This is a genomic window from Paludibaculum fermentans (assembly GCF_015277775.1).
GTDB classification, from domain to species: Bacteria; Acidobacteriota; Terriglobia; order Bryobacterales; family Bryobacteraceae; genus Paludibaculum; species Paludibaculum fermentans.
This window is the reverse complement of the sequence record NZ_CP063849.1, coordinates 4,438,340-4,463,973: the sequence shown is the minus strand read 5'-3', so window position 1 is coordinate 4,463,973 and position 25,634 is coordinate 4,438,340. Positions and strand designations below refer to the sequence as shown.

The window sequence follows — 25,634 nt, the reverse complement described above, 5'->3', positions numbered from 1 at the left end:
CCAAGAGGCCATATCCGGCTAGGCACTCCGGGTCGCATTTGCTATCCTGTCCCTTTGGGCCGTAGTGCGCCCGCATGCAGTCAGTTAAAGAGCCAGAGGTAGAGCAATGTCCGGACACTCAAAGTGGGCGACGATCAAGCACAAGAAGGCCTCGTTGGATGCCAAGCGCGGCAAAACGTTTACGCGGCTGATCAAGGAAATCGTGATCGCGGCGCGTAGCGGCGGCGATCCCGACAGCAACGCTCGCCTGCGTACGGCAATCACCGCGGCCAAAGCCGTTTCGATGCCCGCCGAAAACATCAAACGCGCCGTCATGCGCGGCACTGGCGAACTCGAAGGCGGCCAGATCGACGAAATCATGTTCGAAGGCTACGGTCCGGGTGGCGCCGCCATCATGGTCTCCACGGCTACCGACAACCGCAACCGTACCGTCAGCGAAATGCGCCACATGTTCTCCAAGCAGGGCGGGAACATGGGCGAAGTGGGCTCCGTGGCCTGGATGTTCGACCGCAAGAGCCAGATCCTCATCGAGAAGGAAAAGGCGACGGAAGACCAGTTGATGGAATTCGCGCTCGACGCCGGGGCCGACGACGTGCGCGACGAAGGCGAAAACTGGGAGATCCTCTCCGCGCCGGAATCTCATCACACGGTGCTCGAGGCGCTATCCAAGGCCGGCATCCCCACCGTGGAAGCGGAAATCGCCATGATCCCCAAGAATCTGGTCGAAGTCGATGCCAAGCATGCCAACGCGATGATGAAGATCATGGACCTGTTGGAAGAGCACGACGATGTCCAGAACGTTTACACCAACGCTGACTTCGGCGACGAAGAAGCGGAAGACTAAGCGAAGGGTCAACAACGAAACCACGGCCAATTGAGGGGCGCGTGCGCATCCTGGGCATCGACTGCGGCAGCCAATTTACCGGTTACGGCGTCATCGATACGGACGGCACGCGCCATCGCCTCGTCGAAGCGGGTGTCATCCGCACCAGCGCCAAAGATCCCTTTAGCGCCCGTCTCCTGACCATCGGTTCGCGCCTGCGCGAAATTGCGGCCGAGTTCGCGCCCGATGAGGCCGCGGTCGAAGATACCTTCACCTCCGTCAACGTTCGTAGCGCCCTGAAACTAACCCACGTCCGCGGCGTCGCCATGTTCGTGCTGGCCGAAGCGGGCATGGAAGTGGCCGAGTATCCGCCGGCGCAGGTGAAAATGGCCGTGGCCAGCAATGGCCGGGCCGAAAAGGAACAGGTCCAGTGGATGGTGCGCGTGCTGCTGGGGCTCTCGGAACCCATTGCCTCGCTGGACGCGTCTGACGCATTAGCGGTCGCCCTCTGCCATGCCATGCGGCGGCCCGTGAAAGTCGCCCTATGAAACTTCTGCTCCTACTGTGCTTCAGCCTCGCCGCGTTCGCGCAGGATGCGCCCCAGCTCTTCTATTCCAAGAAGTTCCCCGGCAGCAAGCCGGAATACCAGGAAATCCGGCTCGACCGCACCGGCAAGGCGGAGTACCGCGAAGGACCCGACGAAGACAACCCGATCGTTATGAAGCTGAAGCAGGCGGACATCGACGAGATCTTCGCCCTCAGCGACAAGTTGGGCCACTTCGACCATGAAGTGGAGTCCGGTCTCAAAGTGGCTCGCATGGGCGAGAAGCTGCTGCGCTGGAAGCAGGGCTCCGAGACGCATGAGGTGAAGTTCAACTACTCCGCCGACACCGATGCCCAGGCCATCTACGACTGGTTTGAGCGCATGTGCGAATCCGCCCAGCTCTTCATCGATCTGGAACGCGCCGCCCGCTACGACAAACTCGGCGTCAATCAGGCGATCCTCAAGCTGGAAGCCGCCTGGGACCGCAAGCGCGTCGTCGGTGTGGAAGTCTATCTGCCCCTGCTCGACCGCATCACCAAGAACGAAAGCTATCTGAACATGGCGCGCGAACGGGCCGACCGCCTGGCCGTTACCTTCCGCAATCCACCGCCCCCACCCAAGCAGGGCGGGGAAGCGAAGCCTCAATGAAAACACTCTTCCTGATCGTCCTCTCCTCCTCCGTCCTCCTGCTCGGGCAGTCGAAGCCCCCGGCCAAAGCGCCGTCTGCCAGGAAGGCTGAGAAAGCTGAGCCTGCCCAGCAGCCGGAACCGGCGGAGAAGCAGGCGGACGATCCGGCCGCCAGGGAGAATCAGGAACTGGAACGCTCCCTCGGCGAATCCGGCGGCAGCCCGGTGGAGTACACCCGCGCCCTCGAACGCCATTTGAAGAAGTACCCGGACTCCGCGCGCCGTCAGGAGATCATCCGCGTCCTCGCCCAGGCGGCCGTGGAAAATCGTGACAAGGCGCGCCTGGTGCTCTACGGAGTCCCCGCCATTGAGAGCGGCGCGCGCGGCGGCGCCATCCTCGACAATGTCACCCGCACCCTGCTCGACCGCGACGACAAAGAGAGCGCCGAAAAGGCCTTGAAGTACTCGCGCATGCTCGTCGAAATGGTGAGCGACCAGCGCAAATCGCAGCTCGAATCCAAGGAGCCCGGCTCCGGCCGCGGCCGCCGCCTGGATGAAACCGAATACGCCCTCACTCGCGCTTACACTTTCGAAGCGCGCGCCCTCAGCAACCTCGCCCGCTTCGATGAAGCCCTGGAGGCGGCCAGGAAGGGCTGGGCGGTCTGCCCGACGGCCGAAAACGCCTTTGAGCGCGCGCGCCTGCTGGAAAAGGCAGGCAAGCCGAAGGATGCGCTGGAGTCGCTGGCCGAGGCCTTGGCCCTCAACGACGAGCGCACCGCGCCCACCGACGCAGCCAAGGAAGGCGCCCGCCTGGGCGAACTCTCCAAAAAGGCCTTCGGCGACGAGAACGGTTTCGGCGCCGTTGCCCTCGCCGCCTACCAGCGTGTCGGCCAGGCCACGACGGCCCGCCAGGCCCGCCTGAAGCAGTTCGACCCCAATTTCGGCGCCAAGGCGCCTGCGGACTTCACCCTCGGCGGCGTTTCGGGCGAGCCCGTCTCCATCACCAGCCTGAAGGGCAAGGTCGTGATTCTCGACTTCTGGGCCACCTGGTGCGGCCCGTGCCGCGCGCAGCATCCGCTCTATGAGCAGGCCAAGCTGCGCTTCAAGGACAACCCGGATGTCATCTTCCTCAACGTGTCCACCGACGAGGATCGCGGGGCCGTCAAGCCCTTCCTGGAAGCCCAGAAGTGGAAGGGCCAGTTCCTCTACGAGGATGGGTTGGCCGTGCTGCTGCGCATCAACTCCATCCCCACCACCGTCATTCTCGACCGTCAGGGCGCCGTGGTCAGCCGCATGAACGGCTACATCGCCGATCGCTTCGTCGACATGCTCAGCGACCGCATCCGCGACGCTCTCGAAAACTAACCTGGAGAATCGATATGGCCTTTCGCCGAATCGCGTGGATTGTTCTGGATAGCGTTGGCATCGGAGCCATGCCAGACTGGCAGGCCTTCGGCGACGACAGGGCCGGCGACACGCTGGGCCACTGCGCCAGCCTGAGGCCGCTCCACCTGCCCAATCTCTGCTCGTTGGGCCTGGCCAACATCCGCCCGTTCGACCATCTCACGGCCGCCTCAGCGCCACGAGGTTCCTTCGGACGCTGTACGCTGGCCTCCCCCGGCAAGGACACCACCACCGGGCATTGGGAGATGGTCGGCATTCATCTGTCGAAGCCGTTTCCGCTCTATCCCAACGGCTTTCCGGCCGATCTGATGGCCGAATTCGAACGCCGCATCGGCCGCGGCACGCTGGGCAATTACGCCGCTTCCGGCACCGAGATCATCAAGCAACTCGGCGACGAGCATCTGGCCACGGGCAAGCCCATCGTCTACACCTCGGCCGACAGCGTCTTCCAGATCGCGGCGCACGAGGGCGTCATCCCGATCCCCGAGCAGTACCGGATCTGCGAAATAGCGCGGGCATTACTGACCGGCCCGCACGAAGTGGGGCGCGTCATTGCGAGGCCGTTCGAGGGCGTCTCTCCAAACTTCACCCGAACAACCAACCGCCACGACTATGCGGTGCCTCCGCCCGAAGGTATGTTGCTGGACCAGCTATCCGCGCACGGCGTGCCGGTAGTGAGTGTCGGCAAGATTGCGGACATCTTCCTGGGGCGCGGTGTGACGAGGTCGCTCAAGACGAAGACGAATGCGGACGGCATGGCGAAGACCCTGGAGGCGTTGGCGTCGATCGAGAGCGGCCTGGTCTTCGTAAACCTGGTCGACTTCGACATGCTCTTCGGACACCGCAACGACCCGGAAGGCTATTCCAAGGCCTTGGAAGCAGTCGATGCCTGGGTGCCTCAACTCGAAGCAGCGTTAGGCCCGGAGGATCTGGTGGTGCTGACCGCGGATCACGGCTGCGACCCAACGACGCCGTCAACGGATCACAGCCGCGAATACGTGCCGCTCATTGCCTTTGGTCCGAAAGCCCAATCGGGAGCAAACCTGGGCACCCGAGGCTCCTTGGCGGACATCGGCCAAACGGTAGCGGAGAACTTTGGAACGAGCATCAAAACCGGAACCAGTTTCCTGCCGTCGATACGCTGACAAGTTCTCGCGCACCGGTCCGCCGGCCGCACCCGCCATTCCGGCCGCCCCTCCGCCACTCAAAGTTCGCATCAACCAGGAGGGCGGACCCCCTGGTCGGCAGGCGACCCCCCGGTCGCCTCTTCCCCACCCAAGGAACCACGCCGCAATCAACCAGGAGGGCGGCCCCCCTGGTCGGCAGGCGACCCCCTGGTCGCCTCTTCCCCACCCGGGAACCCCGCCGCTATTCCCCTGGGCCAGCGAACCCTGCATTCGCCTTACCAGCACTGGACCAACGATACTCTTCGATCTCCCTAGCCAGTCCAGCTCGAACTGGATTCCCCTCAATATACGCACGAATCCGCTCAAACCCGCCAACCGCGCGCACAGTGTGGTCATAATACTCCTCCTGCCAGAACGGCCGCCCTGTAGAGCCCAGCATCTGGTTGGCCCGTTTCGCCGTGATCCCCTTGAGCGATTTCGCCAACTTCGGTATGGCCACCGTCGGCGTGACAAGCAGGTGTACATCGTTCGGCATCACCACGTAGGCATGCAATTCATACTGCCCGAGAGTCCCTGCGTTATACCGAATGGCCTCGACGACCATGTCGGCGACAGCCGGTCGCCTCAGAGGAAACGAGCCACCCCGAGCTTCATCCAGCAACCGATCCATCACGGCGAAGGCGCGACCCGAAGAAACCGATACCTCAGGGAAGCACCGGCCAGGTGGCAGACTGTCCTGGACAGCCCACGTGAGAAACACGGGAAGAGCGGTCTCCCGGACATGGGGCAATCGCCGGGTGTACATCGTCACACCGGAATAGTGCGAGACCGATGCGGGAACTCTCGAAAATGGCCGGTCAGGGGACCGGCCGCGGACGAGGGCGTCCGCCCTCCCATTCGTGGGCCAGCGTCCACACGGCACAACCGCGGAACTCAGCCCGCATGGAGCCCCCTACAGCGCCTTGTGCACCCGCACGCCCGCCTTATGATCCGGAGCAAACTTCAACTCCAAAATCCCGCCCGAATCCGCCTGCGCCTCGAACATCTCTTCCCCGTCGATCTCCACGTCATAGCGGGCTGACGGCTCCAGCCCCACCAGGAACGCCACCTGCCCCACCGGCTTCGTCCCCTCTTCCGGCGGAGGCAGCCAGCCGCTCTCCAGGCGTAGGCCGGCCGACGCAAAGAAGACCTTGACCGGACCCAGCGTGACCGGACCCGGCTTGGCATCCAGGCGCACCGTCGCCCTCTGCCCCTTGGTGAAAACCTGCGCCTGCCCGTTCCAGAACCCAAACCAGGTGGCGTCTTCGTCCCAACTGCTGCGCGTCAGCAACTGGCCGCGCGCATGGAACAGGTCGGGCATGTACGTGAAGCTGAGGCCCGGTTGGTAAGGGTTGGCCCACAGCAGCTCATACGTGATGCCGAAGTCGCCGCGCATCAGAAACCGGTCCTGCAGAATCCAGCCCTGCAGAAATTGGTGCGGCTGCGCATTGCCGTCATAGGCCACCAGCGCCATCTCCGCCGCCCGCGAATAGGCAGCCTCCTGCATGCTGGGATCGCCCTTCCCGATATAGGCCGGAATCCGGTACTCGTTCTCGGCGGCCGGCCACGGCTGCGGATAGTAGGAGAGCAACTGCATCGGAGCCAGCTCCTCAAACCACTTGCCGGCGCCTTCCCGGATATCGGTGCGCGTATTGTCGCGAATGCTGTGCAGGATCTCCAGCATGGCGTAGAGATCCTCCCGCTTGGGGAAGGGATTCTGCCCGGCCAGGAGTTGAGGCATGATCTTGCTCTTCCACCACGTCTCGGCGACGTACTTGATGAAATCCTGGGCGGGCTGGGACTCGAGGTCCGCGACGGCCAGCGCGGCGAACAGATGGGAACGGATGGCGAGCGTTTCGGTGGGCCGATTCTTGAGAACAGCGGTCAGCTTCCGGGCTACCATCGACGTACGCGACTCGTCCATCGAGGTTTGGCACCAGTCATACACCAGCGCCATCTGCCGCAGGTCGCGCGGGTCGTTCACGTTCGCCGACTTCAAACTCCATTCGCCGGCGTCACGGCACGGTTCGATCTTGGCCGTGATCGTCCCCCACAGCGCCAGGGCGAAACCCGGTTCCGACATCCGGGCCTTGCCACGCATCAGGCTGTCGAACTGCTGCCAGCGCAAAGACTCGCGTTCTCTTTCCCGCTTCAGCAGGCGTAACCGCCGCTGGTTCAGCAGCAGCCGCGGCGGCTCCGTATAGACCTGATAGTCGACATCCTGCGCGAGACCCGTGACGGGCATCACCGTCAGGGCAAATAAAGCTGCCAGAACCGGTTTTGTCCAGGTCCGGGACACTTTGGAAAGCTGTGTCACAGTGCCACACCTCATGGGGCGACCAACCTCGCCGAAGGGCCCAAATCCGGCCGCGGATATTGATAACAAAGGGCTTTTTTCTCCAGCATTCGTGGCCACCAGTTTGCTACACTCAACAGTGAATTGATGAACTCTCTTTGAACCTGCCCTCTGCTGCAACAGGCTGACGGGGAGAGCGAACCGGAGTTAGAAACGTCGTGCTTGCGGGAGCCGGTGTTAAAGTTCTCTTCCATTCGTTCAACCGTTTGCAAGTTGCAACAGAGGGTCCTTTTTTTGTAGGACGCAACTCCCGAAAGGTGGCAGGTTTCATCGGCGTAGAATTCCCTCGAGTTCATCCAACGATTTCATCTCCCCATGGGGTAGCGGGTATCGGTAGCGCCAGGATTCGCATGGTGAAGGGTAGTCGAACGCGGCTTCTTCTCCGATGTGAAAGGGAACACAAGTTAGGCGGATTCCAGGCTACCGTCGCCGTACCTCAAGCCCAGCCCGGGCTGGCCGTGTTGGATTGACTCAATCCGAGTGACTCCTCCCTGAGTCGATCCAATGCGGCTGATTCTCAGTCCAACCTGATCGCGGCGGCATGACCGCCGCGACAGGATGGAAGTGAAAATCCACCCACCCCGTCAATCCTCACCCGTCCAGTAATGATCCCGTCAGTAACAGCCCGTCAGTAACAGCCCGTCAGTAACAGATGGTGCCGCTGCGCGGCTCTTCTTCCTCGTTCGGCAAATAGACCGCCTTGCACTTCTCACAGCGATACAACTCCGCCTCCGCGCCGAACTTCTCCTTCAGCTCTTCCCCATAGAAGTACCAGCGCTTCAGATGGCCGGCGCACAGCTTGCCTTTTTCATCCTTCAACCCACACGCACGAATGCGCGGAGCGCGCTTCATCAGCTTGGTTCCGTCGCTGAGCAGGCCAAGCTCCTGGGCCTGCGGAATGGGCCGGGTCGCCTCGGCGTACTTGGGATTTGCCATAAAGACCTCGAAGTCGTAATTATGTCACAGCCCGGACATCCTGGTCGTTTTCCGGCCTTCGCCTAGCCCGCCCAGCCTGTTGGGGTACTGCCTAGGACTACTCTGATATTCGATTTATGTTCGCCTCCTGGAAGTAGACGGTATACTGTAAATGTTTACACTATACAGAGCCATGCCATACGCTGCGCTGCACTGCCATAGCTTCTACTCGATGCTCGATTCGACGCTGCCGCCCGAGCTGATTGCCGAAGCGGCGCACGCGTCCGGCATGAGCGCCGTGGCGATCACAGACCGCGATACGGTGGCCGGTGCCGTCCTGTTTTATAAGAAAGCACGGGCCTTAGGCCTGCACGCAGTGATCGGCAGCGAAGTGACCTTGCCTGACAAGTCCGCACTGGTGCTGCTGGTGGAGAACCAGCGCGGTTACTCCAACCTGTGCCAGTTGCTGACGGCCGGGGTGAATCCGGAGACACTGGGCCAGTTTCAGGAAGGGCTCATCTGCCTGGCAGGCCCGCGCAGCGCGCCGGCCCAGGCGTTGCGAGGGAACCGGCCGGTGGAGCCGTCGCTGCGGCAACTGCTTGATATCTATGGACGGAACCTGGCCCTGGAGATCTCGCCGCACAACGAAGACGACCTGCGCATCGCACGCCTGTTCTCTGATCTGTCCCGCAAGAATCGCATTGCCCTGACGACCTCGGTCGACGTGCATTACGCCAATCCGGACGAGCGGCTGCGCTACGACATCCTGCAGAGCATGCGCACGCTGACGCTTTTGAATCAACGGCATGCCGAGAAACTGCCGCCCGGCCGCCACCACTGGCATACCGAGGAGGACATCACCCGGTTTTTCGGAGCCCTGCCGCAAGCAATTGAAAACACAGTGCGTATCGCCGAACGCTGCCGTTTCGACTTCGAGCTGGGCGACATCCGTTTCCCCAAATTCCCGTGCGACCAGCCGGTGGCGCTGTTGCGGTCGAAGCTGGAGCAGGGGCTGCTGCGGCGCTATGGAGCCGAGCCGGAGGCGAAGGTCCACGAGCGGCTGCAGCGCGAGATGGCGATCATCGAAGAGGTTGGCTATGCCGAGTATTTTCTTGTCTTTGCCGACATTGTCGAGTGGTGCGCCACGAAGAACATCGCCACCCTGGCGCGCGGCAGCGCGGCCGGCAGCCTCGTCTGCTACCTGCTGGGCATCTCGAATGTCTGCCCGTTCCGCTTCGGCCTTTGCTTTGAACGGTTCCTGAACCGCGAGCGGATGCAGTTCGCCAAGCTGGCCGATATCGATCTGGACCTGCCCTGGGACCGGCGAGACGAAGTGATCCAGTATGTCTTTGAACGATATGGGCGCGAGCATGTCGCCATGATCGGGGCGGTCCATACGTTCCAGGGCCGCTCCGCCGTGGCCGATATCGCCAAAGTTTACGGTATTCCGGAGCGCGAAGTGCGCCGTTTTACCGCGCATCTGCCCTGGCATAGCGGCGACACGGCCGAGGCCGCCCGCCAGACACCCGAGTGCCGCGACCTGCCCCTCGACCAGGAACCGTACAAGACCGTACTGGCCATGGCCGGCAGCTTCGATGGCATCCCCCGCCACTTCTCGATGCACCCGTGCGGCCTGGTGATCAGCGGCGACCGCATCACTGAGCGCATCCCCCTGTTTGAATCGGCCAAGGGCCTGATGACCACGCACTATGCCATGGATGACGTTGAGGAATTAGGGCTTTTGAAACTGGACCTACTGGGGCAGGCTGGGCTGACCGTGCTGCACGACACGCTCGTGAATCTGGAGGAGAACGGTCAGCCCAAGCCGGATCTGGAGCGGCTCGACTGGACGGACGGCGAGACCTGGGAGGCCATCGCTACCGGTAAAGCCCGTGGTGTCTTCCACATAGAGTCTCCGGCCATGACGAACCTGCTGGTGATGACCAACTGCCGCGACATCGACTGCCTGACGGCGGTGGAATCGATCATCCGGCCCGGCGCTGCAAACGAAGGGAAGAAAAGGGCTTATGCGCGCCGGCACCAGGGGCTGGAGCCGGTGACCTATGCCCATCCGTCGCTCGAGAATCTGCTGCACGACACCTACGGACTGATGGCGTTCGAGGAGCATATCCTATTGGTAGCAAACGGCTTTGCCGGCATGCCGTGGGGCCGGGCCGACCTGTTGCGCCGAGCCCTGGTGAAGAACAAAGACCGCGAGCGCATCGAGTCGCTGGGCCGCGAGTTCCGCGAGGCCGCCCAGGCATTGGGCCGCACGGCCGAGGAGACCGAGCGGGTCTGGGAGCTGCTGCACGATTTCGCCGGCTACATGTTCAATAAAGCCCATTCGGCGGCGTATGCGGTGGAGGCGTTTACAGGCGCCTGGCTGAAGACGCGCTATCCGGTAGAGTTTCTGGCGGCTGTGCTGTCGTCGCGGCGCGGCTTCTATTCGCCGCTGCTGTACGTGATGGAGGCGCTGCGCAACGGCGCGAAGTTCCTGCTGCCCGACCTGCATGTCTCTGACCCGCATCGGTTTCTGGTGAAGGACAACACGATCCGGCTGCCCATCGACCAGGTGCGCGGTTTGGGTTCGGCGGCGCTGGACCGGATTACCGGGCGGCGGCCGTTCGAGGACATCGGCGACTTCTTCCGGGCGGTGAAACCGAGCCGGGCTGAGTGGCTGTCGCTGTTGAAGGCCGGGGCGCTGGACGTCTTTCAGGAGCCGCGGGGCCGTATTTTCTGGCGGTTACAGCGTTTGGAGGCGTCGTCCCAGGTGGAGCGGAAGCCGATGATCGAGCCGGACCTACCGGAGTCGTTTGACGCCACGCCGGAGTCGCGGGCGCGTTGGGAGCACGAGACTTTGGGGTTCCCGGTGAGCATTCATCCGCTGGACTACTTCGCGCCGGGGCTGAACTGGGACCGGTTCCAGTCGTCTTCCGAACTGGCGGCGCACCAGCATAGCCTGTACGGGAAAGAAGTGCGGGCGGCCGGCCTGGTGGTGGCGGACCGCCATCATCCGACGGAGAACGGCACCATGAAGTTCCTGACGCTGGCGGATTGGACGGGTTTTGTGGAGGTTTCGCTGTTTGCCCAGGTGTACCGCAATTACGGTCATTTGACGGTGCAACCGGTGGTGGCGGTGGAGGCCACGATGGACCCGTTCGACAACCGTAAAGGCTTTGCGCTCAACGGTCAACGGGTGCTGCGGCCTGAGACGGTGCAGGCCCGGATTGTGGCCGGTGTTCCAGGCCGCCGGCCGAACGGTTCCTAGCCCTAAACAACACTTGTCGTTTAGGGCTATTGGCGGACCGGTACACTAAACAACAGTTGTCGTTTAGGCGCGATAGCAGCCGAGGACGCGGAGCAGGTCGGCCAATTCCTGCAAATGGCCGAGGGCTTTCTTGACGCGCTCTTCCTCGACGCTACCGAGGAAATCGACATAGAAGAGATATTCCCAGGGTTTGCCGCGCAGGGGCCGCGATTCGATCTTGGTCAGGGATAAATCGCGGAGGGCAAAGGCGCTCAACGCCTTGAAGAGAGAGCCGGGCTGATTCCTGGTGGAAAACACGAGCGAAGTTTTCCAGCCCTTCTTCGCGGGCTCCTCCAGCTTGAGTTCGGGTTGATCGGAACGGCGCAGCAGGAAAAAGCGAGTGAAGTTCTGGCGGTCGTCCTCGATGGAGCGCTTGAGGATATGGGCTCCATAGATAGTGGCCGAGACAGCGGAGGCAATGGCGGCGGCGTCTTTGAGGCCGTCTTCCATGACCATTTTGACGCTACCGGCGGTGTCGTAGAAGGGGACGCGCTCCACCTGGGGGTTGGCGGCGAGGAAATGGAGGCACTGGTTCAGGGCGACCGGGTGCGAGAAAGTGCGTCGAATATCTTTGAATCGGACGCCGGGCGGCGCGATCAGGTTGTGAACAATGCGGACGCTGGTCTCGGCGACGATCTTATGATCGAAGTGCAAAAGGTGGTCGTAGTTCTCGTGAACGGACCCGTGGAGTGTGTTCTCGATGGGGATGACGGCGGCATCGACTTTCCCATCTCGTAGAGACTGAAAGACTTCCTCGAAGCGCTGGCAAGGCTGGACATGGACTTCGGGGCCGAGCAGCCGCATAGCGGCCTCCTGGCTGAAAGCGCCGAGTTCGCCTTGGAACGCAGCCTGAAACGGTTTAGTTTTAGGAGGCATAGAAGTCAGGGATGAGAGAAAGAGTACTACAGAAGCGTCTGGCGGTGGCGAATTTCATTGATGCAGCTTGCAACTGTTCCGAATTCAGAACAGAATCGAATAAGACATCTGCAGACGAAGCCGGTCCCCTCTCAGTATGTTACTGCAAGAAAAGTAGTTGACCTTGTCTACAGTAACATCCCCGAGCGGTCTGAAGAGAGTCTCAAGGCGCCCCCGAACCTAACATGGACGACCCAGGTCAAAAGCTAAAGCGTGCGCGGGAGCGTCTGGGGCTACGCTACCGGGACGTCGAGGAGTTCAGCCAGCAGATTGCCGACCGCCGGAAGAACAGCGAATTCAGTATCCTGCTAAGCCGGCTCTCCGATATCGAGAACCGCGGTGTAGTGCCAAGCATCTTCAAGCTCTACTCGCTGTGCGCGATTTACCGGCTGGATCTGGCGGAAGTGGTGCGCTGGTATGGCGTGGAAGTGAGCCAGTTAGTGACGGATGCCGCGGCGTTGAGTCCGGAGAAGTCGCATCTGATCGGCCTGGGGCGCGAGAAATTCGGATCGATGCAGTCGGGTGATATCCAGGTTCCGTTGTCGCTGGACCCGGGTCTGGATCTGTCGAAAACCACGTTCCTGACGAGGTTCATCCAAAGCTGGGGTGTCCTGCCCCTGATGCTGGTGGCGGGCCTGGATTTGAAGGGCCACCGGTACGCCTATGTCGGGACGGACGACTGGTTCATGTATCCGATGCTGCTGCCAGGCAGCCTGCTGCTGCTGGATGAAAGCCGGAAGAAGATCGCCGCCGGACCCTGGGCGGGCATGGTCGACCGTCCGGTTTATTTCCTGGAGCATCGGGATGGGTGGATGTGCGGGTGGTGCAGCCTGGTGGAAGATACGCTGATTGTGCAGCCCCATCCTGCATCAGGGTGCGCACCTGTTGTGTTTCAGTACCCGTCCGAGGTGGATGTGATCGGCCAGGTTACTGGCGTCGCGAATCGTCTGGACGCCGGGCCGCCGAGGCGTACTCGTTCCTGAGGGTTTCGAGAAGAATCTCGAGGTCTTCGAGAAACAACATTCTTTCCGGATCTGAGGCTGCAGCGGGCGAGAGATTGCGGTAAGGCGCGAGGCGGGACCAGCTTTCGACGAGGGTCCGGCGATCGGTGGGCAGGCCGCACAGGTACAGATCCAGGTCGGCTTTCTGCTGTTCGAGATTCAATTTCAGCCATTCACGAAAACTAGCCAAATGGCTTTCGCGCATGGCCTGATCGGCCTGATCCTCCCCGAACAAGACACTGAGGCCGTGGTGTTCATAGCGGCCGCTGTCTGAATTGCGCAGGGTCGACAGGTAGACCAGCCGGCCGTAAATTGTCGGTAGCTGTGACAGCGTCCTGCGCCACAGGTCCTCGGCGGGCCGCCGTCCGGTTTCCATCCTGCCTTCGCTGGTCAAGCCACCTCTCTCGAACTCCATCTTATTCAGAATCCATATCCTGTCGTCAATCGATATTTCAGAGGAACTGCGCGCCGGCGCGCCTGACGTGCCGGCTGCGGTGAAACGGCAGCCTGTTCCGATTTCCGAAAATGTAAACCAAAAGATCAAGATCGCGCCAAACCCTGGGTACGCTTTGTTCGGAAACACTTTTCCACCCAAAGAGACCCCAGATGAAACGCCTTCTTCTCCTTGTTTTCTTGCTTCTGCCGGTGGTGGGTACCGCCAATTCCGACCTCCGGAGCGACCCTATGCCCGGTTGCTTCCCGTCGTGCCCAATTGGGCCTGAAGTCACGTCGAGTGCCGCAGCGTCCGCGGTGAACCCGCTCTAGTTCGGTGTCCGGGCGGGGCGGCCGGAAACGGGGTTCCGCCCGGAGCCAGATCCATGCACGGCCTGGGCCGTGCCAACAGTAGGGTCTACGTCATCCCTGGCCAAGGCATTTGATATTCTGGACTGCGTAGGATGCCGGATCCAGGTGACGTATTGAATGGTGAAAATCCTCCCGATTGAGCAATTTTTCTGGTACGCGAATCTGATCCTGAAGGTCGTCCTGCTATGGAAGCTTTTCGCCATTGGGTTGGCTCCGCGGTACAAGGCCCTGTGCATTGCGATGATCCTGGCGACGGCGCGCACGCTGGTATTGCTACCCCTGAAGGTGAACTCACTGCCTTACGCGTATGTGTACCTGCTTTCCCAGCCTTTGCTGCTGCTGGCTTACCTCTTCGTGGCGCTGGAGATATACGGCCAGGTGTTCGAGGCCTATCAGGGCATTTCCTTTCTAGGGCGCGGTTTTGTGGTGGCCGTATTCGCGGTGAGCATTACCGCATCGCTGTGGATCCACGTGACCGAGTTCGGTGTGCAATCCAGCCCCCAGAAGATCCTGAGCCTGTACCTGGCGGGTGAGAGCGCGCTTTATGTCATGCTGCTGGGTTTTCTGGCGGCGCTGGGCCTGTTCCTCTTCTGGTATCCGGGGCCGCTGCGGAAGAACCTGTTGCACTACATTTTCGTGTTTTCTGTTTTCTTCGCCGCCAGTTCCGTCGGAATCTACATGGGGCGGAAATCGCCGGGCGGAATGGGCGCCCGCCTGGGCAGCACCTTGCGCATGGGCATCGACACGGCCTGCCTGGGCTGCTGGGTATTCCTCTTCCGGCGCGAATGGGAGGAGAAGTCGACGGGGGTGGTATTTGCGGTGAGCAGTGCACATCAAGTGCAGGTATTACAGCGGTTGGAGTCGATGAATCGGGCAATTCTCAGCGTCAGGAAATCCGCCTGATTCGTGGAAAAACTTTCTTAATAGTGGAACATTTTTATTGCCCTTGGAGTGGATCGGGAGTACGATAGTGCGAATCGTATAGAGCTGGAGAAGCCATGTCACCGTTCGTCATCACCATTCTGAGCTCTGCCGCATTCATCCTTGTCCTCGGGTGGATCTACAGGCGCATCTCGGTCTCGCGCTCTGGCGAAGGTGTCAGTGAGCAGTGGTGGCAGGAGTTTTCGCCGGACCGGTACGCCCCCCTGACACGGTTGTTGGCGAAGGAAGATTTCGAGTTTGTCCAGACACTGGCCGGCTACCGGCCTGGCCTGGAGAAACGGCTTCGCTCCCGCCGGATTGCCATTTTCTCCGCCTATCTCCTGGGCATGCGGCAGGACTTTGACCGGCTGCACTCGGTAGGACAAGCGTTACTGATCTCTGGCCACCACACGCCGGGCCTGCAGGACCAGCTTTTCCGGCTGCGGCTGGAATTCCTCCGCTCGTGGTGGATGGTGCGGGCCGAACTCGCTTTGTACCAGTTCGGTATCTGCGAAGTGGATCCGGCCAAGCTGGTCCAGACCTTCCAGGGTGCGGCCAAGCTGTTCGTTCCGGAACCAATGTTTGCACCTACCGCAGCCTAGCAACCCGTGGTGGATGCTACGGTTAGCCGTTGCTGCCGTTGCTGCCGTTGGGCCGGGGCATGCGGCGCAGTTGTCCAAATTTTCGCTACTCAATTGAGTCAATCCTGAGCCGCCCGCAGTCGGGGACCTTAGGAAATTCTTCAGGTTTTTCGGCTCACAAATTCTCTTATATCGGAAGATTGGCGGCCGATATTCCGGGCTGCGCATTGGGTTTGTATCCACGAGCAGGCGGGTCAGCGAGCGACCGTCAGAGATGCTTTAAGATTGCTTTCGCTTCCTTCAGCCCGTCGAACAGCTTCTCGTCCAGATGGAACTCTCGTGAATGGACACACCGCCGGGAGCCCTTGTGTTCCACGGGATGCTTCAGGTGCAGCATCTCGTGATAGAGCACGTACTCCACCGCGAGACTAGGGATATTCTCCTGGTCGAGGATACGGCTGATGATGATGGCGTTGTGCACTGAATCGAAGTGACCCAGCAGCCAGCGGGAGGGTTTACGACTCCAACCCAGTTGGGGTTTTTGCATCAAGCCGCCGAAGTATTTCAGATTTATCGCATCGAAAAGCGGATCCAGGTCGTGGTGATCGCCGCTTGGCCCGGAGACGTACTTGCGGCCACGCAACTGCCGGACCACCTGGTGGGTCCGCCGGACCTCGCGGCGGTTCATGTAGCGGCGGTAGTGGAGCAGCCAGTGCTGGGGGACCTGGCGGCGGAAGAGTTTGGAGATCAGGATCCAGGCCAAAGCTTCGCGCACGGTGCCGGGCGCGCCCGCAATGAGCTCGCTGAGGCGCACTTCCAGATCATCGCCCTTCAAATGGATTTTACCCATTGTGTTGACGTAGGGCCGGACGATGCAAACCACTGCACCCACGGACTTTCCGCGTGCTATGTCGGAGTACACGCGGGCAAAGATCTGCTCGGTGGATTCGGTAGGATAATCGCCCAGGACTTGCATCCCTCTTCTGAATAGCATATCAATGGAGTTTTGCGTCTGATTCACACAACTTTATCCGGAACCGGTCGCCACGTCGCCGGCCGCGGAGCCTTGGCTCTGCCAGCCCGGCGGCATTGCACGGACGGGAGGCATTTTGCGGAACGTTAAGATCAGTGCGGTTGGCGCGTGGGTGCCGCCGCGCGTACTCACCAATGCAGACCTGGAGAAGATGGTCGATACCACGAATGAGTGGATTCTGGAGCGAACCGGAATTCGGGAGCGGCACATTGCCGATCCTGAGATCGCCACGTCGGACATGGCCCTGAATGCGGCGCGGATCGCGCTGGAAGAGCGTGGCACGACGGCGGAGGATGTCGATGCGATCATCCTTTGCACGGTAACGCCAGACCACATGTTCCCGTCCACGGCCTGCATCATCCAGCACAAGCTCGGGGCGAAGCATGCGTGGGGATTCGATCTAGTGGCCGCGTGTTCCAGTTTTGTTTACGGGTTGACCACCGCTGCCCACCTGGTGGGTAGTGGGTCTCACAAGAAGGTACTGGTGATCGGCTCGGACACGATGAGCCGGATCATCGACTACACGGACCGTTCGACCTGCGTGCTCTTCGGCGATGGCGCGGGCGCGTTCCTGATTGAGCCCGGGGAAGAGGGCGGCCCGGGATTCATCGGGTTCCGGAATGAACTGGACGGATCGGGCGGGGAAGCGCTGAAGATGCCCGCCGGCGGCTCCAGAATGCCCCCTACGCACGAGACCATCGACCAGCGGCTGCACTTCGTTCACCAGGAAGGGCAGGCCGTTTTCAAGTTCGCGGTGCGCCGCATGGGCGAGATCAGCTCTGAGCTGCTGGCGGCCCACAACCTGAAGCCTTCGGATGTGAAGCTGATGATTCCGCACCAGGCGAACCGCCGGATCATTCTGGCCTGCGCTGACCGCCTCGGCATTCCGCACGACAAGGTGCTGATCAACATCGAGCGTTACGGCAATACGACTTCCGGGACGATCCCGATCGCCACGCGGGAAGCGATCGACACGGGCCGTCTGCAGAAGGGCGATCTGGTGCTGTTCGCGGCCGTTGGAGCAGGCTTTACCGTAGGCGCCAATCTCTGGCGCTGGGCAATCTAGCCCAAAGAGTACGGCTTACAACGAGGCACCCCTCCTGATATGCTGAGAGCAGTCAGGAGGGGATGCCATGTCGACACTCGCCGCGCGTTATCAAGAGGGCCGAAAGACCGAAGAGTACCGTCAATACGACGATGCCACGCCGCCCGTCGTGCGTGAGTTTTACCGGCTCAACCACACTAACCAGACGGTCGCGTTCAATCAGCAGATGCGTCGTAAGTGGTTGAATCTCGACCATGCTGAGATGAGCGTGTGGGACCTGATGGTCGAGTTGAACAAGCTGGTGGACGACTCCGATCCCGACACTGACCTCTCCCAGATCGAGCACAACCTGCAGACGGCGGAAGCCATCCGGGCGGACGGGCATCCTCGCTGGTTCCAACTGACCGGGTTGATCCACGACCTGGGCAAGGTTCTATGGCTGTGGGGCGAACCGCAGTGGGCCGTGGTGGGCGACACCTTCCCGGTGGGCTGCGCGTGGTCGAACAAGATCGTCTTCCCCGAGTACTTTCAGGCCAATTCCGATGCGGCGGTGCCGGAGTACCAGACGCGGCTGGGCGTCTATTCCGAAAACTGCGGGCTGGACCAGGTGAACCTCTCTTTCGGCCATGACGAGTATCTCTACCATGTAGTGAAGAATTACATGCCGGAAGAGGCGCTCTACATGATCCGGTATCACTCCTGCTACCCGATCCACCGTGAGGGGGAGTACGAATACCTCATGAATGAGCATGACAAAGCCATGTTCGACTGGGTGCGGAAGTTCAACCCGTACGATCTGTACTCCAAGGGCAACACCAAGCCTGACGCCGAGAAGCTGACCCCCTATTACCAGGAACTGATCGCCGAGTATTTCCCGGCGAAGATCCGGTGGTAGCGGAATCTCTTGATTTAGTTCCTTTCATGGAATAGAAATATTCTATTCACGGCTGGTCAATGCTCCGTTGCTATCCTCGCCGCTGAGTCGTTCGCCTGAGGGGTGGACGAACGTAACCAAGGGAGTAAGCAACATGGGAATTCGCAACCACTGGCTGCGCGCGCTTGTCGTGTGTTCAGTGTTGTCGGCTGTGTCGATAGCACAGTCGACTTTCGGCGTGATACTCGGAACGGTGACGGACGTTTCGGGTGCGGCGGTCGCCGGCGCCGTGATCCGGATTACAAACACAGATGAAAATACCGTCCGCGAACTGACGACCAACGAAAGCGGCTCATTTGAAGCCGTGAATTCGAAGCCGGGGCATTACAAAGTGGAGGCTTCGGCAAAGGGCTTTCAATTGTCCACGGCGTCCGAGTTGACGCTGACTTCCCGCCAGACGCTGCGCGTCGATATGGCGCTGAAGGTGGGCGATGTGAGTGAAGTGGTGAACGTGGAAGGGTCGACCGGCGTGATCACGACTGACACGCAGATGGTCGCCACGGCCATCAATGCGGAGAAGCTGGCGACGCTGCCGGGCAATGTGCGCGCGGCGGACAGCACGAGTCCGTACAACCTGATTGCACTGCTGCCGGGCGTGCAGTCTGACAACAGCGGCAACTTCACGATCCAGGGCAACCTGCCGTCGCAGACGCAGTATTCGGTGGACGGCATTTCGACGACGCAGGTGACGGGCAACGGGCCGTCGCGGAAGAGCTTCACGTCGATGGAGATGATCGCCGAGATCAAGGTGCAGGGCGTGGGCAATACGGCTGAGTATGGCCAGTCCGGCGACGTCACGACGATCTCGAAGAGTGGGACGAACGACTTCCATGGCGCGGCCTTCTGGTATCACCAGAATCGCGCGCTGGACGCGAACCGCTATGGCGCGCTGACCAAGCCGCAGAAGGTCGCGAACGATGTTGGGGGCAGCGGCGGCGGTCCGGTGACGATCCCGCACGTCTACAACGGCAAGAACAAGACATTCTTCTTTGCCGACTTCGAGCGGTTCACCTTCCCGCGCGGCGCGACGATCCAGAATCGCGTGCCGACCGAAGCGGTACGCAACGGCGACTTCCGCAATGAAGGTGTGACGGTGTACGACCCGACGACGGGCCAGCCGTTCGCCAACAATGTGATACCGGCCAATCGCATCAGCGATGTGTCGAAGAAGCTGCTGTCGTTGTACCCGCTGCCGAACGCGGGCGACCTGACGAAGATCCACGATGCCAACTTCATCGCCAATCGCGACAACAGCTACAACTCGAACCAGTACGACATCCGGGTGGACCACTACCTGACGTCGAAGCAGTCGGTGTACGCGCGCTGGACGTGGCTCAAGACGACCACCAACACGCCGAAGCCGCTGGCTTTGCCTTCCGGCACCGCGGACGAGAACAGCAAGATGTTCGTGGTCTCGCACAACTACACGCTGAAGCCGAATCTGTTGAACGAGTTCCGTTTCGGGTTCTCGCTATTCGACAACGCCAACGCGATGCCCTTCGACGGGCCGAGGTTCACGAACTCGCTGGGGCTGGTGGGCATTGGGCCGAAGTTCCCCTACAACGGCCTGCCGGACATCGACATCGACGGGCAGGTCCAGTCGCTGGACGTCGACCGCGTGGACGGGTTTGGGAAGTCGCACACCTTCCAGTACACGGACAACCTGACCTGGATCAAGGGGCGGCACACGATGAAGTTCGGCGGCGACATCCGGCACATGCGGGCGGGGTCGGACCTGGGCTTTATCGGTGGCGACAACTACGGCAACTACTCGTTTGACGGCACTTTTTCGCAGAACGCGGTGGGTGATTTCCTGCTGGGGCTGCCGGTGGGCACGGCGTTCGCGATTGTGAAGAACGACAATGACGGGCGCACTAACCACTATGCGGTGTATGCGCAGGACAGCTACCGGGTGAGTCCGAAGCTGACGCTGGAGTTCGGGCTGCGGTATGAGTACCACCCGTCGTACAAGGACTCGGGCGGCAATATCGGGAACTTCGATCCCAGCGTGCCGAAGTCGGGCCGGGTAGTGTATCCGACGGGGACGGAGGCGAACCTGGCTCCGGGGTACCTGGCGTCGTTCAATGCCTGCCCGGCGTTCAACAGTACGGCGGGTCCGTCGGCGAACGGGGCTCCGTGTACACCGGTGTTCTCGGCGTCGGCGGCGGGTCTTCCGGAAGGTCTGCGATTCGTGCCCAAGCTGCGGTTCCTGCCGCGCTTTGGCTTCGCCTACCGGCCGTTTACGAACGGCAAGACGGTGATCCGCGGCGGTGCGGGCCTGTATAACGTGGTCGTGCTGGGCAGCGTGTTCTACTCGCTGACCGGGACGCTCCAGTCGGATGCGCGGCAGTTCCTGAATCCGGACCTGCAGGGCAAGCCGACGTTTGCCTGGCCGAACATCAACGCGGGCGGCAGCGGCATTGTCAGCGACTCGTTTGGCAATGCGTACTTCGGCACGGCGAACTCGATCGACTTCAAGGATCCGAAGTCGTACCAGTGGAACTTCTCGGTGGACCGGGAGATTGCGCGGTCGACCGGCTTGCGTGTGTCGTACATCGGCCAGCGGACGTTGTCGCTGGTGTGGGCTCCGGACCTGAACCAGTCGTACTACTCGACGCAGTTCTATGCGGCGCAGCCCTTGAGCCGGCGGCCGTTCCCGAACTGGGGTGTGGTGAATACGCGCGCCACGGGCGCGAGCGCCATCTACCATGCCGGCCAGGTGGAGCTGAACCATCACCTGAGCAGCACGCTGCAACTGAATTCGACCTACACGTTTGCCAGCAACCTGGCGGACAACCAGGGGCCGAGTTCGACGGGTTTCGCGGGCGAGACGGGCGGCGGGCGCAGCATGGATACGTACAACCGGGCGTCGGAGCATGGTCCGGTGTATGCGACGCGGCGGCATCGCTGGATCACGACGGCGGTGTACGAGCTGCCCTTCGGGCGCGGGCGGACGTATGGCTCGCACATGAACAAGGCGGCGGACGCGGTGATCGGCGGATGGCGGCTGAGCTCGAGCTTCCTGGCGCAGAGCGGGCCGTACATGACGCCGACGTTCAGCGGCGGTGATCCTTCGGGTACGGGCTCGGGCCGCATCGGCCGGACGCAGCACCCGGATCGGGTGGGCGACGGGAACCTGTCGAATCCGACTCGGGACAAGTGGGCCGATATCGGGGCGTTCGTGTGTCCCGGATCGCCGAACTGGCAGGCGACGAAGCCTTGCCGGACGGGTATCAGCCCAACGTCGGATCCGGCTCCGATCGGGCGGTTTGGGAACTCGGGGGTGGGCATCATCCACGGTCCCAGCACCATCAACCTGTCGGCCGGCCTGGCCAAGACGGTGAACCTGACGGAGCGGTTCAAGCTGAAGGTGGAGGGTACGTTCACCAACGTGCTGAATCACACGAATCTGGCTGATCCGAATCTGTCGATCGACAGCAGCAGTTTCGGCAAGATCACTTCCGCGCGGGCTTCCGAATTTGGCGGCAGCCGTACGGGACAGGTGAGCGCGCGGATCGAGTTCTAGAAGCAGTTGTCAGCTTGAGGATGAAAGGGGGCCGGTGCATGCCGGCCCTCTTTCGCGTTTCAGCGTCCGTCGTCGAGGCGGGCCGTGAGCAGGCCGACATGGTCGATGGAGGCGCCTTTGGCGATGTCCACGACCTGGGCGACGTACTGGAACTCGGTGTCGGCTCTGGCCTGGACGAAGACGACACGCTCGGCTCGGGTCTTGAAGATGTCGAGGAGGCGGGCTCCGAGGTCGGGTAGGCGGATGGGTTCGGTGTTGATGCGCAGGTTGGAATCGCCATCGAGCTGGATGACGACGGAGCGGTCGGCCGGGCTGTTGGTGGGCGGGTCGCCACCGGGCTGCGGCAGGGCGGCGGAGAGGCCCAGGGTTTTGGGCGGTGTGATCACCATGAAGATGATCAGGAGCACGAGCAGGATGTCGATGAGGGGCGTGACATTCAGTTCAGCTCCGCGGGCACTGCTGTTGGTGAAGGCCATGATGCCTGGATAGACACCAGGTGCGGGCGGGATTGTTCCTGACTCATTTGTGGGCTGCGCGCGGCGCAAAGCTATCGGATACTAGAGAAGAGGGCCTCGCGCCCCCACCTCGTTCCTGACCACAACCAAGACACCACTATGAGCAGCACTCCACTTGTATCCGTAATTATGGGCAGTAAGTCCGACTGGGAGACGATGAAGCACGCCTGCGATACGCTGGCGCAGTTTGGGATCGCGCACGATAAGCGGGTCTGTTCGGCGCACCGGACTCCGGAGGCGGCGACCGAGTTTGCACGCACCGCGAAGGAACGCGGCGTGAAGATTATTATCGCGGCGGCGGGCGGAGCGGCCCACCTGGCGGGCGTCGTGGCGGCGCACACTCCTCTGCCGGTGCTGGGCGTTCCGATGAAGGGCTGGGCTTTGGACGGCCTGGATTCGCTGCTGTCCACTGTGCAGATGCCGGGCGGTATTCCCGTGGCGACGTTTGCGATCGGCAAGGCCGGGGCGATCAATGCGGCGCTGTTTGCTGTGGCGACGCTGGGGCTGGCCGATGCCGGACTGGCGGCGAAGCTGGATGAGTTCCGGGCGTCGCAGACGGAGAAGATTCTGGCGGAGACGCTGCCGTAAGGACGGGCCCAGCCCGTCACTTACGACTTCGGAACGGCAGTTACTGTTTGCCCGACACCATGTGGATGAAGGCGAAGGCCAGTCCACCGACAGCGGCGGAGAGCGGGAGCGTGAGGATCCAGGCCCAGAGGATATTCTTGGCCAGGCCCCAGCGCACCGCTTTCATGCGCTGGATGGAGCCGACTCCGGCGATGGCGCCCGTGATCACGTGTGTCGTGGACACCGGGATCTTGAGGTAAGTGGGGAACAGGATTGCGATGGCGCCGGCGGTTTCCGCGCAGAAGCCGCCACGGGGCTTCAGGCGGGTGAGTTTGCCGCCCATGGTGTGGACGATGCGCCAGCCGCCGCTCATGGTGCCCAGGGCGATGGCCGAGAAGGCGGCGAGGACGACCCACCACTGCACGTGGAAGGTCTTGATGTAGCCGGCGGTGAGCAGCACGCCCGTGATGATGCCGATGGTCTTCTGGGCGTCGTTGGAGCCGTGGGAGTAGCTGAACAGGCCCGAGGAGACCAACTGCAGACGGCGGAACCAGCGGTCCATCTTTTTGGGCGAGGAGTGCCGGAACATCCAGTAGATCGCCACCATGAGGGCGTACCCCAGGACGAGGCCCAGCAGCGGAGCCACGACGATGAACGTCATGGTCGTGATCCAGCCGGAGACCACGATGGCTTCCATGCAGTGGCCGAAGCCTTGCGTGAGTCCAACCTTCACCATGGCCGCGCCCGCGTAGCCGCCGATGAGGGCGTGCGACGAGCTGGAGGGGATGCCATAGTACCAGGTGAAGAGGTTCCAGAAGATGGCGCCGATGAGGCCCGCGAGCAGGACGTACTCGGAGACGACTTCCATCTTGACCATGCCCTGGCCGACGGTTTTGGCGACGCCGGCTTCGTCCCAGAAGAGCAGCGGGATGGCGGCCGTGAAATTAAAAAAGGCCGCCCAAAGGACGGCCTGAAAAGGTGTAAGAACGCGGGTGGCCACGACGGTGGCCACGGAATTGGCGGCATCGTGGAAGCCGTTGATGTAGTCGAACACCAAGGCGACCACCACGATCAGCGTCACCAGAATCAAAGTTGAGTCGATCGCCACCGTGGTGCTACCCGTTCTTGACGATGACGTTCTGCAGGGCGTCGGCGACGTCTTCGCAGTAGTCGGTGGTCATTTCGAGGAACTCGTAAATCTCTTTCTGCTTGATGAGGGAGAAGGGGTCCTTCTCCTTATCGAACAGGTCGGCGATGGCGGCGCGCACGATGTGGTCCGCGGTATCCTCCAGCCTGTTGATCTCAATGCAGTGGTCGAGCAGGGGCTTCTCGGCGTTGAGCGCCTCGAAGGCTTTCTCGAGCATGAGGGCGCAGCCCTCGATGACGCGGCAGACCTCGATCATGGGCTGCGGGATGGGATCGATCTTGTAGGCGACCAGGCGGTGCACCGAGTCTTCGATACCGTCCAGCACGTCGTCCATGTGGGAGCCGAGGGAGTGGATATCCTCGGGATCCAGGGGGGTGATGAACGTCTGGTTCAGGCGGGTGAAGATCTCGTGGATGATTTCATCGCCCTTCTGTTCCAGGCGAGCAATAGCGACTTCGGCCTCGCGCAGCGCGCTGGGGCCCTTTTCCGCGGCTTGGCGAAGCACCTGGGATGCCTGTGCGATCAGCCGTGCCTGTTCAACAAAGTAGTGGAAGAATTTTTCTTCGCGAGGAAGAAGCCTCATACAGCCTCAATGCAAACTCATCCGTCCTGGGAGGGTCGGCCGGAAGGCCTATCTACAGTTCGGGGCGGAAACAAGATTATCTCAGAGGGAGCGGGGGCCGGGTCAACTTGTGCAGGGTTACGATTTGGTGAATACTTCGTCCTGCAGCACCGGCAGGAGGCTGGATTCGGCCTCGTCGGTGGCGTTGTCCAGGTCCAGGTAACGGAGGTCTAACAGACGGCTGGGATTGATGTTTCCCATGGCGGAAAGAAGAGTGTGCTTTAAGTGCGGGTAGTCTTTCTCCAGGTCCGCAAAGATATCACGAATCGAGCGCCGGACGGTGCCTGTTTTCAGCGAACAGCCGCAGGGAATGACCGGGGCTCCTGTTTCACCGGCAAAGGCGCGGGTGAGGTCCTCAGTGACGTAGAGGAGCGGGCGGATGAGCCGGAAGTCCTTTTTGCTGGAGTAAGTTACGGGGGGCAGGGCACTGATGCGGCCGGTGAACATGGCGTTACGCAGGAACGATTCGCAGAAATCGTCGGCGGTGTGGCCGAAGGCGATGACGTTGGCGTCGAGTTCGCGGCCGATCTGGTAAACGGCGCGGCGGCGGAAGCGGCTGCAGACGTCACAGCCATGCTCGGGCTGTTCAGTGATCAGGCGCACGGAGGGGCCGTCGACGCGCAGGGTCCAGTCGACGCCGCGGCTGGTGAGGTACTCGCGAAAGGGCTCGATGGGTTTGAGGAACTTACCCTGGTCGATGGTAAACGCGCAGACGGAGAAATTGATGGGAGCGCGGTCGCGCAGGAGCAACAACGCTTCGAGCAGGGTGAGGGAGTCTTTGCCGCCGGAGAAGCCGACGGCCACGCGGTCGCCTTCCCGGATCATCTTGAACCGGGTGATGGCTTCGCCGACTTTGCGGAGGATGACTTTCTGGAGTTCCAA

Annotated in this window: 23 protein-coding genes; 13 read left to right on the top strand and 10 right to left on the bottom strand. The window is 61.6% G+C overall.

From position 1 onward, the window contains the following. Nucleotides 1–106: 106 nt before the first annotated feature. From IRI77_RS17530 to IRI77_RS17510, 5 genes are read left to right on the top strand one after another with little or no spacing between them, the layout of a single operon-like run. Nucleotides 107–844: a YebC/PmpR family DNA-binding transcriptional regulator gene (locus IRI77_RS17530; RefSeq protein ID WP_194453328.1), complete on the top strand. Its 738-nt coding sequence runs from the start codon at nucleotides 107–109 to the stop codon at nucleotides 842–844. Between the two features lie 41 nt (nucleotides 845–885). After that, nucleotides 886–1,371, top strand: coding sequence for a crossover junction endodeoxyribonuclease RuvC (ruvC, locus tag IRI77_RS17525; RefSeq protein WP_194453327.1), 486 nt, complete (start codon nucleotides 886–888; stop codon nucleotides 1,369–1,371). Continuing rightward, nucleotides 1,368–2,015 carry a hypothetical protein gene (locus IRI77_RS17520; protein ID WP_194453326.1) on the top strand — a complete coding sequence of 216 codons (648 nt, stop codon included), beginning with the start codon at nucleotides 1,368–1,370 and terminating at the stop codon, nucleotides 2,013–2,015. The genes ruvC and IRI77_RS17520 overlap by 4 nt, the downstream gene beginning before the upstream one ends. After that, nucleotides 2,012–3,358, top strand: coding sequence for a redoxin family protein (locus IRI77_RS17515; RefSeq protein WP_194453325.1), 1,347 nt, complete (start codon nucleotides 2,012–2,014; stop codon nucleotides 3,356–3,358). The genes IRI77_RS17520 and IRI77_RS17515 overlap by 4 nt, the downstream gene beginning before the upstream one ends. Before the next feature lie 14 nt (nucleotides 3,359–3,372). Then, on the top strand, nucleotides 3,373–4,542 hold the full coding sequence (locus tag IRI77_RS17510) for a phosphopentomutase (RefSeq protein WP_194453324.1): 1,170 nt from the start codon (nucleotides 3,373–3,375) through the stop codon (nucleotides 4,540–4,542). A gap of 223 nt (nucleotides 4,543–4,765) precedes the next feature. On the opposite strand, the gene IRI77_RS38665 is transcribed toward IRI77_RS17510, so the two are convergent. The 3 genes from IRI77_RS38665 to IRI77_RS17495 form a co-directional block, all read right to left on the bottom strand. Further along, nucleotides 4,766–5,128, bottom strand: coding sequence for a transposase (locus tag IRI77_RS38665; RefSeq protein WP_194453323.1), 363 nt, complete (start codon nucleotides 5,126–5,128; stop codon nucleotides 4,766–4,768). Nucleotides 5,129–5,476: 348 nt separating this feature from the next. Continuing rightward, on the bottom strand, nucleotides 5,477–6,895 hold the full coding sequence (locus IRI77_RS17500) for a hypothetical protein (protein WP_194453322.1): 1,419 nt from the start codon (nucleotides 6,893–6,895) through the stop codon (nucleotides 5,477–5,479). Between the two features lie 666 nt (nucleotides 6,896–7,561). Further along, a complete protein-coding gene (locus tag IRI77_RS17495) occupies nucleotides 7,562–7,855 on the bottom strand; it encodes a hypothetical protein (RefSeq protein WP_194453321.1) in 294 nt (97 codons plus the stop codon). Between the two features lie 172 nt (nucleotides 7,856–8,027). On the opposite strand from IRI77_RS17495, the gene IRI77_RS17490 reads away from it, so the two are divergent. Next, nucleotides 8,028–11,102: a DNA polymerase III subunit alpha gene (locus IRI77_RS17490; RefSeq protein WP_194453320.1), complete on the top strand. Its 3,075-nt coding sequence runs from the start codon at nucleotides 8,028–8,030 to the stop codon at nucleotides 11,100–11,102. Between the two features lie 63 nt (nucleotides 11,103–11,165). On the opposite strand, the gene pheA is transcribed toward IRI77_RS17490, so the two are convergent. After that, nucleotides 11,166–12,017 carry a prephenate dehydratase gene (gene pheA, locus IRI77_RS17485; protein WP_194453319.1) on the bottom strand — a complete coding sequence of 284 codons (852 nt, stop codon included), beginning with the start codon at nucleotides 12,015–12,017 and terminating at the stop codon, nucleotides 11,166–11,168. A 224-nt stretch (nucleotides 12,018–12,241) separates the two neighbouring features. Here pheA and IRI77_RS17480 point away from each other — a divergent pair, with 224 nt between their 5' ends. Continuing rightward, nucleotides 12,242–13,039, top strand: coding sequence for a helix-turn-helix domain-containing protein (locus IRI77_RS17480; protein ID WP_194453318.1), 798 nt, complete (start codon nucleotides 12,242–12,244; stop codon nucleotides 13,037–13,039). On the opposite strand, the gene IRI77_RS17475 is transcribed toward IRI77_RS17480, so the two are convergent. Further along, complete coding sequence (locus IRI77_RS17475) at nucleotides 12,984–13,640, bottom strand: hypothetical protein (protein ID WP_194453317.1); 657 nt, start codon at nucleotides 13,638–13,640, stop codon at nucleotides 12,984–12,986. The genes IRI77_RS17480 and IRI77_RS17475 overlap by 56 nt on opposite strands. 338 nt (nucleotides 13,641–13,978) lie before the next feature. Between IRI77_RS17475 and IRI77_RS17470 the strand changes: the two genes are divergently transcribed. After that, nucleotides 13,979–14,764: a hypothetical protein gene (locus IRI77_RS17470; RefSeq protein ID WP_194453316.1), complete on the top strand. Its 786-nt coding sequence runs from the start codon at nucleotides 13,979–13,981 to the stop codon at nucleotides 14,762–14,764. Nucleotides 14,765–14,859: 95 nt separating this feature from the next. After that, nucleotides 14,860–15,384: a hypothetical protein gene (locus IRI77_RS17465; protein ID WP_194453315.1), complete on the top strand. Its 525-nt coding sequence runs from the start codon at nucleotides 14,860–14,862 to the stop codon at nucleotides 15,382–15,384. Nucleotides 15,385–15,631: 247 nt separating this feature from the next. On the opposite strand, the gene IRI77_RS17460 is transcribed toward IRI77_RS17465, so the two are convergent. Then, nucleotides 15,632–16,339, bottom strand: coding sequence for a SprT family zinc-dependent metalloprotease (locus IRI77_RS17460; protein ID WP_194453314.1), 708 nt, complete (start codon nucleotides 16,337–16,339; stop codon nucleotides 15,632–15,634). A gap of 133 nt (nucleotides 16,340–16,472) precedes the next feature. Here IRI77_RS17460 and IRI77_RS17455 point away from each other — a divergent pair, with 133 nt between their 5' ends. The 3 genes from IRI77_RS17455 to IRI77_RS17445 all read left to right on the top strand — a co-directional run bounded on the left by IRI77_RS17455 (nucleotide 16,473) and on the right by IRI77_RS17445 (nucleotide 21,901). Continuing rightward, nucleotides 16,473–17,462: a beta-ketoacyl-ACP synthase III gene (locus IRI77_RS17455; protein WP_194453313.1), complete on the top strand. Its 990-nt coding sequence runs from the start codon at nucleotides 16,473–16,475 to the stop codon at nucleotides 17,460–17,462. Between the two features lie 67 nt (nucleotides 17,463–17,529). After that, on the top strand, nucleotides 17,530–18,336 hold the full coding sequence (locus IRI77_RS17450; RefSeq protein ID WP_194453312.1) for an inositol oxygenase family protein: 807 nt from the start codon (nucleotides 17,530–17,532) through the stop codon (nucleotides 18,334–18,336). Nucleotides 18,337–18,469: 133 nt separating this feature from the next. After that, nucleotides 18,470–21,901 carry a TonB-dependent receptor gene (locus IRI77_RS17445; RefSeq protein ID WP_228486788.1) on the top strand — a complete coding sequence of 1,144 codons (3,432 nt, stop codon included), beginning with the start codon at nucleotides 18,470–18,472 and terminating at the stop codon, nucleotides 21,899–21,901. Between the two features lie 59 nt (nucleotides 21,902–21,960). Here the strand turns inward: IRI77_RS17445 and IRI77_RS17440 are convergent, their stop codons facing one another. Then, a complete protein-coding gene (locus tag IRI77_RS17440) occupies nucleotides 21,961–22,377 on the bottom strand; it encodes an ExbD/TolR family protein (RefSeq protein ID WP_194453311.1) in 417 nt (138 codons plus the stop codon). A 168-nt stretch (nucleotides 22,378–22,545) separates the two neighbouring features. Here IRI77_RS17440 and purE point away from each other — a divergent pair, with 168 nt between their 5' ends. After that, nucleotides 22,546–23,004, top strand: a complete 459-nt coding sequence (gene purE, locus IRI77_RS17435) for a 5-(carboxyamino)imidazole ribonucleotide mutase (RefSeq protein WP_323745372.1) — start codon at nucleotides 22,546–22,548, stop codon at nucleotides 23,002–23,004. Between the two features lie 40 nt (nucleotides 23,005–23,044). Here the strand turns inward: purE and IRI77_RS17430 are convergent, their stop codons facing one another. From IRI77_RS17430 to IRI77_RS17420, 3 genes are all read right to left on the bottom strand, one after another. Continuing rightward, complete coding sequence (locus IRI77_RS17430; protein ID WP_228486787.1) at nucleotides 23,045–24,091, bottom strand: inorganic phosphate transporter; 1,047 nt, start codon at nucleotides 24,089–24,091, stop codon at nucleotides 23,045–23,047. Nucleotides 24,092–24,098: 7 nt separating this feature from the next. Beyond that, complete coding sequence (locus IRI77_RS17425) at nucleotides 24,099–24,713, bottom strand: DUF47 domain-containing protein (protein WP_194453309.1); 615 nt, start codon at nucleotides 24,711–24,713, stop codon at nucleotides 24,099–24,101. Between the two features lie 117 nt (nucleotides 24,714–24,830). Next, nucleotides 24,831–25,634, bottom strand: a complete 804-nt coding sequence (locus tag IRI77_RS17420) for an ATP-binding protein (RefSeq protein WP_194453308.1) — start codon at nucleotides 25,632–25,634, stop codon at nucleotides 24,831–24,833.